Raw genomic sequence first — 12711 nt, forward strand, 5'->3', positions numbered from 1 at the left:
CGTGGTTCCGGCGGCCTCGGCCACCGGAACCACGCACGGGAGATCAGACCAGTACGGCAAGAGCGAAGGCCGCCAGGGCGATGAGGACACCGCCGGTGAGGGTCTGGACGCGACGGTCGATGACGCACATCGCCGACAGGAAGCCGGGCATCGAACCACCGCGGCGGGTGTGCAGGATGGCCAGCACGCTCGGCATGCAGCGACCGAGGCTGACGGTCGCGAACATCGCGGCGCCGAGCACCGGCGAACCGGAGGCGATCACGCCGAGGACCAGCAGGTAGTACGCGCTGGACCGGATGAAGATCATGAAGCCGGGGCCGATGAGCGCGCCGAACAGCAGCGACACCTTCCACGGCGCCATCGTGCGCCGCAGATGGCGGGGGAGCTGCTGACGCCGCATGGGCGTCGGCAGGGTGATCATGCCCAGCTCGTGCAGGCCGTAGCCGAGTGCGATCACGCCCCAGGCCGCGAGCATCCACGCCCACGGCACCGAGCCGGTCACGAGCGCACCGAGTGCACCGAAGAGTGCGCCGGTGGGAACGCCCGTCGCGAGCGATCCCAGGGCGTGCCAGCCGAGGCGGCGCACCGGGGTCGACGACCCGCGGCGTCCCGGCTGCTTCGGTGCGGCGACCACGCCGGCCACCGACATGCCGCAGGTCGACCAGTTGGCGGCCAGTGCCGTCACCGCACCGGTCGCGATCACCGCGGCGGTCATGGCCGTCGGGGTCGAGGGAGCCGCGACGAGACCGGCGGCGGCGCCGACCACCGCGGCACCGGCGATCAGGCCGCCGCGGGTCTTCTTCGCGACGGCGTTCTCGAGCGTCGGGCGTATCTCCGGTACGTCGACTCCGAGGGGTGGGTGAGCCAGGGGCTCACGCACGAGTGTTTCCGTCATTGGGATGCTCCTTTGCTGTGGTGCTCTAGGGTGCGATCGGACGGCGGACGGCGTTGTCCGTCACCCGGTCACGGTGACGGTTCCGGTCATGTACCGGTGGACCGAGCAGTGGTACTCGTAGACGCCCGGCGTCGTGAAGGTGTGCTCGAAGCTCCCCTCGGGGGTGATGCCGCTGTCGAACTCGCCCTCCGATCCGACGTGATGCAGGACCCCGCCGTCGTCGAACGTCCACCGGACGGTGCCGCCCACCGGTACGGTCACGTCCACCGGTGCGAAGTGCACGTCGCGCACGACGATCTCCGCGTCCGGACCGGCGGGGGAGCCCGCACACGAGGTCGCGGCCAGCATCGCGAACGCGGCCACGCCCCACCGGATCCGCCTCATTCGACGATGATCGTGCCGACCATCGCGGGGTGCGGCGTGCAGTGGTAGGTGAACGTGCCGGCCTCGTCGAAGGTGTACTCGTAGGTGCCCTCGGTGAGCAGTTCGCTCTTCAGGTCACCTTCGAGCGGTCCGTCACCGGCCACGTCGTGCGGCAGGCCCGAGTCGTCGAAGTGCCACTGCACGGTCTGGCCCTTCTCGATGGTGACCGAGGCCGGGCTGTACGACATGTTGGAGACCTCGATGACGACGGCGGGTTCGTCGGCGTCCGCACTGCCGCATCCGGTCAGCAGTCCCATCGCGAGTGTCGTGCCCGCGATCGCGGAAAGAAACTTCTTCATGATCTCGTCCTCACCGGATGTACCGCAGATTCGCGGTCATTCCTGCCTCGAAGTGATAGGCGTTGTGGCAGTGGAACATCCACTCGCCCGGATTGTCCGCGTCGAACTCGATGGCGAGTTCGGTCCCCGGAAGCACGTTGACGGTGTCGCGTCGCAGACCGCCGTAACTCGGTACGGCGAAGGTGTGGCCGTGGGTGTGCATGGGATGCCACATCGGCGACGAGTTGACCATCGTGATCCGGATCCGTTCACCCTCCTTCATCACCAGTCGGCCGGCGTCGGGGCCGGCCATGCCCCACACGTAGCGGTCGCCGGCCTGGATCAGCTCGACACGGTAGTCACGGTCGACGTCCCGCTTCTCGAGCAGCACCGATTCGGCGGGCCGCAGTTCGCTCTCGGGTACCAGTCGCCCGTTCAGCTCCGGGATGTTTCCTCCCACATCGGGGTTCGACATCGGAACTGCGTCGTGGGACCGCAGCACGGTCGACGCGTAGCCGTCGCGACCCTCGACCTTCGCCACGATCGGCCACGCACCGGAGCGGACCGTGACGAGCACGTCCACCCGCTGCGCCATGCCGAGGATCACGGTGTCGGCGGTCGTCGGCTGCACGTCGAAACCGTCCACGGCGACGACGGTCAGTTCGTGGCCGGCCACGGCGAAGCGGTAGGGCGTCTCCGCGGCGGCGTTGATGATCCGCAGTCGCAACCGTTGTCCCGCAGCGGCTTCCACCATGGCGGGATCGTTCGGCGGGCGCCCGTTGATCAGGTGCAGCGGGTACGCGATGTGCTGGGTCATGCCGCCGAGCGGGACGGAGTCCCCGTGGCCCGCCGACGTGATCTGCTGCGCCACCGAGGCATCGGCGTCCGAGTACTCGGCCGGCCCCGAGCCGTGCCCGGCGTGACCGTGCCCGGCGACCTGCGGGTTGAGCGCGGCCAGGACCGCGTCGGGGGTGGTGCCCAGACCGTCGACCCAATCGTCGAGCACGAGCACCGCGTCGGCGTCCGCGCCGGTCGCGTCGTTCGGGTCCTCGATGATCATGGCCCCGAACAGGCCGCGGTCGGCCTGCAGTCCGCTGTGCGAGTGGTACCAGTAGGTGCCCGGATCGGGTGCGACGAAGTCGTACTCGAACCGGCCACCGTCGGCGCCGATCGGTTCCTGCGTGACCGGAGCCGCACCGTCCATGTCGTTGCGGATCCGGATGCCGTGCCAGTGCAGCGTGGTCTCCTGCGGAAGCCCGTTGTCCACCGACACCCGCACACGGTCGCCCTTCGACAACCGCAGCTCGGGTGCGACGGCGGCCCCGCCGTAGGTCCACGTGTTCACGATCCGCCCACCGAGGTCCACGGCGCCCACACCCGCAGCGAGCGCGAAGGCGGCCGTCGCCCCCGAGGTGGTGCGGGCCGCCTCGGCCGCGGCCACCTCGGGGTCGGTGGGACGGATGTAGTCGAGCTCGGCGGCCGCCGCCTGCTGCCCGGACGTACCGGAGCTGCAGGCGGCGGCACCGAACCCGAGGGCGCCGAGCCCCACCGCCCCGGCACCGAGGGTGCCCAGGCGGAGGAAGCGTCGGCGGTCGAGCACGAGCCCGGTACCGGGTCGTGTCATCGGATCACCTGCGGGGTCAGGAGGGAACGGATGTCGTCGACGGTGCCGGTGACCTCGGCAGCACTGACCTCGGCGCCGTCGCTCGCCGAGACACCGACGATGCGCTGGGCCGACTCGCCGTCGACCTCGGGGCCCGAACCGACCACGTACAGGATCGATCCGTCGACGGAGAAGGCCATGGACGCGATGTCCGTCAGCCCCAGCGCCTCGAGATCGAGGGTGCGGATCGGTGTGAGGCCGGCGGCGTCGAACAACTCGACCTTGACGATGTCGCCGCCGCGCGCCGAGTGCGGATGGATCTCGCTGTCGGTGTACTCGATCGCGATCCGGTCGCCGGTGTTGTTGATGGCGTTCTCCGCGAAGCGGCCACCGTCCTGACCCGCGTTCCCGATGGGAGCGACGGGATCCTCCGGCAGACCGTTCGAGAAGTCGAAGACGAAGACGTCGCCGGTCGCGCCGACGAGCAGCGCCTTCTTCGCGTCCGCGGCCCAGGTCACCTTGCGGTTGCTGACGAAGTCGTCGGGCAGCACCTTCGTGCGCGCCGTCTCCGTGGGGACACCGGCATCGTCGATGGAGATCTGGATCAGCTCGCGGGTGTCCTCGCACACGCTGTAGAGCTCGTGGTCGACGAGCCAGGTGAACGGCCCGCACCCGATGATCTGCAGCGCGCCGCTCTCCTCGCCGGCCTCGAGATCGACGACGCGGACGCCGTACAGGCCGTCGTCCCACGTCACGAAGTACTTCCCGTCCGAGGTGACGGCACTGGAGCCGGGGCGCGAGTGCGCGCGGGCGTAGTCGGGCAGTTCGATCTCGTCCGGCTCGAGCAGGTCGCCCGAGTAGGTGGTGACGGTGAAGTCGGCCTGGCCGCGCGAACCGCGGGGCCGCCACACCTCGGCGGCGAGAACCGCCGGGTCCGAGGAACTCTCGCCCACGAAGCCGTGGATGACGGGATCCCAGATGCCGGGGCCCACGACGATGCGGCTGCCCGCGACGCCGGTGACCGGGTCGAGGACGTTCACACCGATCTCGAGCCCGCCCGGAGTCCGGAGGACCGCGAGCAGGTCGTTCTCGCTCGCGGGCTGGATCTCCGAGACGTGCACGGGTTCCGGGATGGTGTCGCCGATCTCCTGGTCGTCGTGGCCGAGGGAGATGCCCTCACCGGGAGTGGTGTAGGGGACGGTCGGGTAGCTGACCTCGCCCGCCGCAGCGGACGAGGCGCTGTCGTCGTCGCTCGAGCACGCCGCGAGGGACAGTGCGAGAGCGAGCGGGACGGTCGCGGCGACCGCCCGTTGGGTGCGCTTCATGATCCGGCGCCCACCTTCGGTCGTGCGGCAGGACGGGTCTGGCAGTCCTCACCGATGATCGGTGCCATCGTGCAGGTGTACGACTGGGATTCGTCGGACACGCACCAGATGATCTCCTGGTCGAAGCTGCCCGAGACCGGGTTGTACATGATGGCCTGCATGTCGGGCTCACCGCAGAAGGCGTTCGAGCACGACGGTGCACCACAGCAGTCGTAGTAGGCGATCAGGTAGGTCTTACCGGTGTCGGGATGCGTGCAGCACCCCACCCAGAACTCCGCTCCGGGACGGCTTCCCGGTGCACAGGTGGTGACGCCGCCGCCGTTGCAGGCCGCGCACGAGGTGCCGTCCATGTTGCACCAGCGCCAGTACTCGCACTCGGCGGGATCCTTGCCGTCGTAGACCGGCACGAACGGTTCGGGTTCGGCGGGGGCGGGGGCCGGCGGCTCCTGCGCCAGGGCCGTGCGGGTGACGGGCAGCGAACTGATCAGTGCCACACCGGAGACACCCATCGTCCACCGGCCGATCTTGCTGATCACCGAACGGCGGGAGACCCGCTCGGACATCTTGCGTCCGGTGCGGCCGATGAAGGATCCACCGCGGCCGGCCATCCATTCGGCCTGTTCCTTGACGGTGGCTTCGTCCACCGGATATCGGTTCTCGTGCATCTCCGGTTCACCGGATGAGGGTCTGAGGTCCAACGACGTACTCCGATCTCGAGAAGGGGATGAGATTCCGCCCGTACCGACGGCGCGGTCGGCGCTCGCAGATCACAGACCGGCTGCGGCGCGAGTCTTGGCTGCCTCGTGCAGGTGCTGCAGCGACGGCGTACCGGATTCGAGTGCGTTGAGGAGGGATTCGACCTGCGCCATGTGGTTGCACAGGCCCTTGGCCTGGATCTTGCCGTGCTCGTCGAGGATCACGCCGTACGGAGTGGTGCCCACCTGGTAGGCGATGCCCACATCGCGGGCGTCGACGTAGCTGAGCTCGGCTCCGATACCCGAACCGGCGAGGAAGTTCTGGTGCTCCTCGGGCGTGCCGTCCGAGATGATGACGACGTCGAGGTCCTTCTCCGCCTTCGCCATCGCCTTGACGCCGGGCAGCAGGCTCTTGCAGGTCGAGCACGACGGCGCGGTGAACAGCAGCAGCTGCGCCCTGTCGCGGTGGCCGCCGACACCGATCTCGCGGCCGAGGTGGTCCTTCAGGCCGCGGAAGCTCGGACCGACCTGGGCGATCTTCGGGCCGGTGTCCATCATCCGGGCGCCGAGGGGGCCGAGACGCACCTGCACGCGCCCGATCTCGCGGGCGAGGGCGAGCAGCATGAGGAACAGCGCCGCGACGGCGACGGCCAGCACGATGACCGCGATCAGCAGGAAGGTGTTCACAGATTTCTCCGTTCGGATTTGTCAGTACCGCGAGAGGGTCGAGGCGGCACGGAGTTCGATCGAGGCCTTCGTCAGGTGGTCGTCGACCGGGCGCCGACCCGGATGCACGATCGACCGCAACTGTGCCGCGGTGACGACCACGACCAGCACCAGCGCGGCGAGCGCGACCGCGAGGAGGTGCTCGGCGAGCGACGGTGCGCCGGCGGGAACGAGGGCCAGGGCTGCGGAGACGAGCACGAACGCGCCGGCCCGAACCGCATGGAACCACCCGATCCGCGGGACATCGTGGGAACCGAATGCGAAACAGCCGCAGTCGAGGTCACGACGGCCTCGGAGGAGGTTGATCGTCAGGCCGCCGAAGAAGCACAGGAACAGCAGCGCGGCGCCTGCGGCCGCCCACCGTCCGGCGATGCCCGTGACGAGCGCGGCACCGAGGACGATCTCGGCCCACGGCAGCGCGAACGACACCGCGTCCTCGAGCGGCGCGGGCAGCAGCTTGTACCCGCGGACCGTGCGCAGCAGACCCTGGCGGTCCCGGGTCTTGGGGATGCCGGCGAGCAACAGCGTGCCTCCGACGATCGATGCGATCAGCACCCACAGCATGTGTGCGACCACTCCTTCCGTTTCGCTGCGGGACCTTCTCGAGGTCCCGGCGGATCCCTCGCAGGTGGGGATGGACACATCGTGCTGTGGTCTCGAGTCGGGCATGCGACGCCGGAGAAACGAACGGGGACACCTCGAACGAGAACGCGAGCCGCGGAAATCCGTGGGACCGAGCCTCGGCGACGTGGGCTTTTGCGTTCGCGCGACTCCATGGGGAAGGCGGCGGCGTGATGTACCTCGCAGCGCCGCCGCGAGCGGATTCCCACTTGGACGGCACGTCGTGTTCGCGCAGGTAATGCAGCTGTAACAGAACGGGGTTAGCGTCCGGACGAAATCAGTGAAAGGACCACGGTCGTGACGTCAGCACTCCGGGCGGCGATCGACCGCGCGCAGGACGCGGAACCCACCGGGGCTCACGTGCGCTCACCCCTGCACGCGCTCGGCCGCCGGCAGTTGTCCCAGCTCGATCTGATCGGACAGTCGCTGTCGACGATCGCCCCCGCCACCGGCATGGTGTTCATCGCCCTGTGGATGACCGTGAGCGCTCCGGGACTCGGCGGCGTGCTCACCATCGCCGCGACGACCGGCGTCGTCGTGCTGGTCGCATGGTGCATCACACAGTTCACTCGACGCCTGGCCGCAGCGGGATCGCTCTACAGCTTCGTCTTCCAGGGACTCGGCACGCGCGCGGCCCTCGTGACGGGCACGGCACTCATCGTCGGATATCTCGGCATCTCGATCTCCGTGCTCGCCCAGGGAGCACGCACCGTACTGGACATCGGCGAGCTTGCCGGACTGCATCTTCCGGGGACGGGACCGTGGCTGGTGACGACGGCGGTGCTCGGCGGGGTCGTCGCCCTGATCGCGATTCGCGGGGTGCGGTTCGCGACCCGCGCGATCCTGCTCGTCGAAACGTGTTCGCTGGTACTGATCGTCGCGACGATGCTGGTCGCGCCGACGGGTGGCTCGACGACGAGCGAACTGCCGGTCTCACCGCTGAGTCTGCTGCCCTTCCTGGCGCTGATGACCGTCCTGTCCATGGCCGGTTTCGAGAGCGCGGCGTTCTTCGGACCCGAGGCCCGTCGGCCGCTCGTCACCGTGAGCCGGACGGTGCTGATCACCCCTCTCGTCGTCGGGGCGCTGTTCGTCTTCGCGGCCGTCGCCTCGCTGACCGGACGCGGATCGCTCATCATCGGAGCGTATTTCGACGGTGTCGACTCCGGCGCGTCGTGGGCGGTCGTGCTCGCCGTGAAGACGGGCATGGCGTGCTCGTGGTTCGCGTCGACGCTCGGCTGCGCCCAGGCAGGCTCGAGGCTCCTGTACTCGATGGGTGTCGAACGGGTACTGCCGTCCGCCCTCGCCCGCGTGCACGGCACCCTGCGCACCCCCTATCTCGCGGTGGCGGCGTTCGTCGCAGTGAGTGTCGTGGGTGCCGTCCTGTACACCCTGGCGGCGGACGCGGATTCGTCCGTCTTCGACGGGGTCGTCGAGGTCGCGCTGGTCGCGGCGTACACGCTGGTCGCGGTGGCGTCGCTGCGGTTCCTGCACCGCATCGGTGAGGACACCACCTGGACGCGGGTCGCGGCGGTGTTCGTCGCGTTGCTCGGCGGCGGTCTGCTGGTGGGAACGGCCGTCGACGGGGTCACGCACTCGCTGCTCGTCGTGCCGGTGGCGCTCGTCGCGCTCCTGGTGTCGGGACCGGTCTGGCACGCGGTGCTGCGCCGGCTCCGCCCGCAGAGTCTCGCGACGGTCGGAGCCTTCGACACCGTCGAGACCACCGATCTGCTGCCGGGGGCGGGGACACTGGTCCTCGACGAGCACGGTCGGCCGCAGATCGTCACGGGGGGCACACAGGAGGAGCGGATGTGACCGCGCACGTGCCGATCCGGTCCTCCGAGACACCTTTCGGAGGACGACAACCCCATGCCGTGCAGAAGGCGCTGGGGATGCTCGAGGCCGTCGCACAGCTCGGTCCCGGCACCACCGCCAAGGAGATCGCGGCGTTCGCCGGAGTGCCTCCCGCCACCGCCTACCGGATGCTGAACCTGCTCGTCGCAGACGGCTATCTCGTGCGCGTCCCCGACCTGTCGGGTTTCGCGCTCGGTCGTCGTACCGCCGAACTCGCCCAGGCCGCAGCGGAATCCACTCCGTCCGAATCGCTCCACGATGTGATGGAGGATCTGCGGGGGTGCACGCGTTTCGGGCTGCACGTCGCGTCCTTCGCCGGGAGCCGGCTCCGGTTCGTCGACCAGGATCCGGACCACGAGATCGTCGCCATCACCACGCTGTCGAAGTCGTTGCACGCCAATGCCATCGGCAAGCTGATGCTGGCACACGTGCCGGGGGCGGCCCCGGACGCCGAGTTGCGCCGGCTCACCGAGTTCACGATGTGCGACCGCGAGTCGCTGGCGCGGGAGCTGCGCGAGATCGTCTCGTTCGGTTACGCGCGGGAATGCCAGGAGACGCGGCTGGGCCGGGCGGCGCTGGCCGTCCCGATCCGCGACTCGTCGTCCTTCGTCGTCGGCGGCCTGTACCTGCACGGATCGGCCGCGAAGGTGCAGCCGGATCCCGATCTGGTGAGATTCCTCGTCGACGGCTCCGCGAGGCTCACAGGCCTGCTCTGAGCCGGATCAGGGCGTCCACCACGGGCGCGCCGAACATCGGCGGATCGTTGTGTTCGAGACCGTCGAGCTCGACCCGCTCGTGCAACTGCCGGGCGGCATCGGCGACCGCCGTGCTCTGGGCGGGCGGGACGATGCTGTCGGCGGTGCCGTAGACGACCGTGATCGGCACGCCGATGCGGCCGACGAGTTCGGCGACGGGGAACTCGTCCTTCAGCACTGCGGCGGGGACGAACGGATAGTGGTGCCGGGCCACGGCGGCGAGGTCGGTGAACGGCGAGCGCAGCAGCATCCCGGCGGGTGGTTCGTCGACGGCGAGCGCGGTGACCACGGCGCAGCCGAGGCTCTCCCCGAAGTACAGCAACCGGGCGGGGTCGACGTCGTCGCGTGCACGGAGATGCCCGAGGGCCGCGCGGGCGTCGGCGGCGAGACCCTCCTCGGTGGGGGTGCCGGGATTACCGCCGTACCCGCGGTAGTCGAACAGGAGCGTCGAGAAACCCGCCGCGGCGAGGTCGGCGGCGGTGTCGACGCGGCCGAGGCGGTTGCCGCCGTTACCGGGAGCGAGGAGAACCGTGAAGCCGGCTCCGGGACCGTCGGGGGCGCGACCGGGCACGAACCAGGCGTCGAGCTCGAGACCGTCGTCGGTGGTGAGCACGACGTCCTCGGCGCCGGGCAGGACGGTCGCAGCGGACGGGGGAGTGGAGCTGTCGGGCAAATAGATCAGGCGTCGTTGCAACGCCCAGCCGGCGACGCCGACGAGCGCGACGACGAGCACCACGGCGAGAACGATCCGCATGGGTCCGGTCTAACGCACGTGCGCGTTCCCGGCAGCCGGAACTGCCGGAAACGCGCACGGAAGAGGCGGGATTACCGGAGGAAGGGTTACCGCGGCGCCATGCGCAGCGCGCCGTCCATGCGGATGGTCTCGCCGTTGAGGTAGTCGTGCTCGACGATCATCTGCGCGAGCTGCGCGTACTCGGCGGGCTGGGCGAGCCGCGACGGGAACGGCACACCGGCCTCGAGGCCCTTGCGGTACTCCTCGGTGACACCGGCGAGCATCGGGGTGTCGACGATGCCGGGGGCGATGGTGTTGACGCGGATGCCGAACTGCGCGAGGTCGCGTGCGGCGGGGACGGTCATGCCGTGCACGCCACCCTTCGACGCGGAGTACGCGATCTGGCCGATCTGGCCTTCGAACGCCGCCACCGAGGCGGTGTTGATGACGACGCCGCGCTGACCCGACTCGTCGACCGTCTCGGTCTTGGAGATCGCGTCGGCCGCGAGGCGCATGACGTTGAAGGTGCCGAGCAGGTTGACGGTGATGACCGTGCGGAACAGCTCGAGGTCGTGCGGGCCGTTCTTCGACAGGATGCGGCCGGCCCAGCCGACACCGGCGCAGTTGACGACGATGCGCAGCGGAACACCGGACTCGACGATGCGGTCGACGGCGGCCTGCACCTCGTCGCCGCTGGTCACATCGGTGGCGAGGAGCGTGACACCCGCGGGTGCGGCATCGCCGACGCGGTCGATGGACTGCTGCAGGTCGAGGCCGAAGACGGTGGCTCCGGCGTCGGCGAGGCGGCGTGCGGTTGCGGCGCCGAGACCGGATGCGGCACCGGTCACCAGTGCGGCGGATCCCTGAATCTCCACTGTTCGTATCTCCTGTCCCGAGCCGAGGGCTGCGTGAACCCGACGGGTTCGGGCTCGTTGGCACCGAGTCCGACTCCGTCGGGTTCTCTCACAGAGCCCTACGGCGTGTGAGTGTCGTTCGTCACGAACCCTAACCGGTCACGGCCGCGGGTTCCGCGGGGGTCGCGGTCCGGCGGCGCAGTGCGACGACTCCCATCGCCGCGGCGACGAGACACGCGACGGCACCGAGCAGCAGTCCGGCCCGGCCACCCCACTGCTCGCAGACCCATCCGGCGATGGGACCGCCGATGGCCGTGGAGCCGAGGAAGGCGACCGACCACAGGGCCATCACCCGTCCGCGCATCGTCGGCGCGGAGGCGAGCTGCAGCGAACTGTTGGTCGTGGACGTGAACGTCACGCTCAGTGCGCCCACGATCACCATGAGCACGATGAGCGTGGTCAGGTTCGGGGCCGCGGCGGCGATCGCCATGGCGATGCCGAACGCGAGGGAGGTGAGGATCAGCGGCCGGGTTCCGGTGCGACCCCACGTGGCGACGGCGAGTCCACCCACGACCGATCCGGCGCCCATCGCGGCGGTGAGGAAGCCGTAGGCTCCGGCACCGGCAGCGAAGGTGTGGTCGGCCAGGACCGGCAGGACCACCTGGAACTCGAAGGCCAGACACCCGACGAGCGCCATCATCAGCAGCGGGACGGCCAGGTCGGACGTGCTGCGGACGTAGGCGAAGCCCTCGCGCAGCTGTCCCTTGGCGCGGGCGGCGGCGGGGGAGCGCTGGAGCCGGGAGACGTCGAGTCGCAGCAGCGAGGTGACGACGGCGACGAAGCTCGCGGCGTTGAGCAGGAAGCACACGCCGAGTCCGCCCGCGGCGATGACCAGACCGGCGACCGCCGGGCCGATCATGCGCGAGCACGACGCGAGGACCGACTGCAGGCTCACGGCGTTGCGCAGATCCTCCGGACCGACGAGTTCGAGCATGAACGACTGTCGGGCGGGGTTCTCGAAACACTGGTTGAGGCCGAGCGCGACCGCCAGGACGTAGACGTGCCACAGGGCGACGGTGTCGGTGACGACGAGCAAACCGAGGATCAGGGCCTGCACACCCATGAGGGTCTGCAATCCGATCATGAGCCGGCGCTTGTCGGAGCGGTCGGCGACCACGCCGCCGTAGGGGCCGAGCAACAACATCGGCACGGTCTGCAGCGCGAGCACGACGCCGATGGCGGTCGGGGAGCCGGTGAGCTGCAGGACCAGCCACGACTGCGCGACCGTCTGCATCCACGTGCCGATGAGCGAGACGGCCTGGCCGCTGATGTAGAGGCGGAAGTTGGGGCCGCGCAGAGCGGCGAAGGTCTGTCCTCTGATGTCGGCGAGCACTGTCACGGGCGACCCCCCTCGGTGGAGGGACGCGGTGAATCGGCGACGCGCTGCGAGAGTGCCTCGAGGGCGGGCAGTGCGTCGTGCAGAGCTTCGAGGTGCCGGTCGCTCAGCTCGGTGAGGTGACGGGCGAACAGGGCGGTGCGGCGATCGCGCAGTTCCGCCGACAGTGCGGCACCGGCAGCAGTGATGTGGACGCGGACGACGCGCTTGTCGTCGGCGTCGGGGGACCGGGTGAGCAACCCGGCGTCTTCGAGTTTGCCCACCATGCGCGAACACATGGTGGGGTTGAGCCCTTCGATCTCCGCGAGGTCGCGGACTCCGATCGTCTCGTGGCGGGCGACGGTCGTGAGGAGGGTCGACTGCGAACGCGTCAGCCCTTCCTCCGAGGCGAACATGCCCATGCGGCGGGAGATCCGTCCGATCGCGATACGCAGACGATGGACGTCTTCCGCGTCGAACGGAGGAGTTTCGGATCGAGGGGCGCTGTCCGTGAGTTCAGACATGGAACCACCTCCGAATTTATTTGCCTATCGGCAAGCATACTCCTGTCCGGAGC

The 12711-nt window shown here is 69.5% G+C and carries 14 protein-coding genes; 2 read left to right on the forward strand and 12 right to left on the reverse strand.

The genetic code is table 11. The annotated features are described in order from the left end of the window. Positions 1-43 precede the first annotated feature (43 nt). From AC0LPE_RS00620 to AC0LPE_RS00655, 8 genes are all read right to left on the reverse strand, one after another. Positions 44-895 carry a methylamine utilization protein gene (locus AC0LPE_RS00620; RefSeq protein WP_490605429.1) on the reverse strand — a complete coding sequence of 284 codons (852 nt, stop codon included), beginning with the start codon at positions 893-895 and terminating at the stop codon, positions 44-46. A gap of 60 nt (positions 896-955) precedes the next feature. After that, positions 956-1279 carry a cupredoxin domain-containing protein gene (locus tag AC0LPE_RS00625; protein WP_088896849.1) on the reverse strand — a complete coding sequence of 108 codons (324 nt, stop codon included), beginning with the start codon at positions 1277-1279 and terminating at the stop codon, positions 956-958. After that, on the reverse strand, positions 1276-1617 hold the full coding sequence (locus tag AC0LPE_RS00630; protein WP_145690282.1) for a cupredoxin domain-containing protein: 342 nt from the start codon (positions 1615-1617) through the stop codon (positions 1276-1278). The genes AC0LPE_RS00625 and AC0LPE_RS00630 overlap by 4 nt, the downstream gene beginning before the upstream one ends. A 10-nt stretch (positions 1618-1627) precedes the next feature. Beyond that, positions 1628-3220 (reverse strand): multicopper oxidase family protein, encoded by a 1593-nt coding sequence (locus tag AC0LPE_RS00635; protein WP_059382061.1) that lies wholly within the window; start codon positions 3218-3220, stop codon positions 1628-1630. Then, on the reverse strand, positions 3217-4524 hold the full coding sequence (locus AC0LPE_RS00640) for a hypothetical protein (protein WP_145690281.1): 1308 nt from the start codon (positions 4522-4524) through the stop codon (positions 3217-3219). Before AC0LPE_RS00640 ends, AC0LPE_RS00635 begins: the two co-directional genes overlap by 4 nt. Continuing rightward, a complete protein-coding gene (locus tag AC0LPE_RS00645) occupies positions 4521-5189 on the reverse strand; it encodes a methylamine dehydrogenase light chain (RefSeq protein WP_059382063.1) in 669 nt (222 codons plus the stop codon). Before AC0LPE_RS00645 ends, AC0LPE_RS00640 begins: the two co-directional genes overlap by 4 nt. 102 nt (positions 5190-5291) lie before the next feature. Beyond that, entirely contained in the window at positions 5292-5906 is a 615-nt protein-coding gene (locus AC0LPE_RS00650) for a redoxin domain-containing protein (protein WP_016694597.1), read from the reverse strand. Between the two features lie 21 nt (positions 5907-5927). Then, positions 5928-6509, reverse strand: a complete 582-nt coding sequence (locus AC0LPE_RS00655) for a MauE/DoxX family redox-associated membrane protein (protein WP_229566746.1) — start codon at positions 6507-6509, stop codon at positions 5928-5930. A 354-nt stretch (positions 6510-6863) separates the two neighbouring features. Between AC0LPE_RS00655 and AC0LPE_RS00660 the strand changes: the two genes are divergently transcribed. Beyond that, complete coding sequence (locus tag AC0LPE_RS00660; protein ID WP_490605430.1) at positions 6864-8378, forward strand: APC family permease; 1515 nt, start codon at positions 6864-6866, stop codon at positions 8376-8378. Continuing rightward, entirely contained in the window at positions 8375-9133 is a 759-nt protein-coding gene (locus tag AC0LPE_RS00665) for an IclR family transcriptional regulator (RefSeq protein WP_160876618.1), read from the forward strand. The genes AC0LPE_RS00660 and AC0LPE_RS00665 overlap by 4 nt, the downstream gene beginning before the upstream one ends. Here AC0LPE_RS00665 and AC0LPE_RS00670 read toward each other — a convergent pair. The 4 genes from AC0LPE_RS00670 to AC0LPE_RS00685 form a co-directional block, all read right to left on the reverse strand. Then, a complete protein-coding gene (locus AC0LPE_RS00670) occupies positions 9117-9926 on the reverse strand; it encodes an alpha/beta hydrolase (RefSeq protein WP_423659565.1) in 810 nt (269 codons plus the stop codon). The two genes, AC0LPE_RS00665 and AC0LPE_RS00670, sit on opposite strands and share 17 nt — an antisense overlap. An 86-nt stretch (positions 9927-10012) precedes the next feature. After that, positions 10013-10780, reverse strand: a complete 768-nt coding sequence (locus tag AC0LPE_RS00675) for an SDR family NAD(P)-dependent oxidoreductase (RefSeq protein WP_006553390.1) — start codon at positions 10778-10780, stop codon at positions 10013-10015. Between the two features lie 130 nt (positions 10781-10910). Then, a complete protein-coding gene (locus tag AC0LPE_RS00680; protein WP_016694591.1) occupies positions 10911-12158 on the reverse strand; it encodes an MFS transporter in 1248 nt (415 codons plus the stop codon). Next, a complete protein-coding gene (locus tag AC0LPE_RS00685) occupies positions 12155-12658 on the reverse strand; it encodes a MarR family winged helix-turn-helix transcriptional regulator (protein WP_202400174.1) in 504 nt (167 codons plus the stop codon). Before AC0LPE_RS00685 ends, AC0LPE_RS00680 begins: the two co-directional genes overlap by 4 nt. Positions 12659-12711: the final 53 nt, after the last annotated feature.

The organism is Rhodococcus sp. S3, from assembly GCF_058211795.1.

Bases quoted from the DNA above. Each gene is read 5' to 3' on its own strand.
- AC0LPE_RS00685 (WP_202400174.1), bottom strand. From the start codon at position 12,658: ATGTCTGAACTCACGGACAGCGCCCCTCGATCCGAAACTCCTCCGTTC.
- AC0LPE_RS00670 (WP_423659565.1), bottom strand. From the start codon at position 9,926: ATGCGGATCGTTCTCGCCGTGGTGCTCGTCGTCGCGCTCGTCGGCGTC.
- AC0LPE_RS00635 (WP_059382061.1), bottom strand. From the start codon at position 3,220: ATGACACGACCCGGTACCGGGCTCGTGCTCGACCGCCGACGCTTCCTC.
- AC0LPE_RS00640 (WP_145690281.1), bottom strand. From the start codon at position 4,524: ATGAAGCGCACCCAACGGGCGGTCGCCGCGACCGTCCCGCTCGCTCTC.
- AC0LPE_RS00645 (WP_059382063.1), bottom strand. From the start codon at position 5,189: ATGCACGAGAACCGATATCCGGTGGACGAAGCCACCGTCAAGGAACAG.
- AC0LPE_RS00630 (WP_145690282.1), bottom strand. From the start codon at position 1,617: ATGAAGAAGTTTCTTTCCGCGATCGCGGGCACGACACTCGCGATGGGA.
- AC0LPE_RS00620 (WP_490605429.1), bottom strand. From the start codon at position 895: ATGACGGAAACACTCGTGCGTGAGCCCCTGGCTCACCCACCCCTCGGA.
- AC0LPE_RS00625 (WP_088896849.1), bottom strand. From the start codon at position 1,279: ATGAGGCGGATCCGGTGGGGCGTGGCCGCGTTCGCGATGCTGGCCGCG.
- AC0LPE_RS00655 (WP_229566746.1), bottom strand. From the start codon at position 6,509: ATGCTGTGGGTGCTGATCGCATCGATCGTCGGAGGCACGCTGTTGCTC.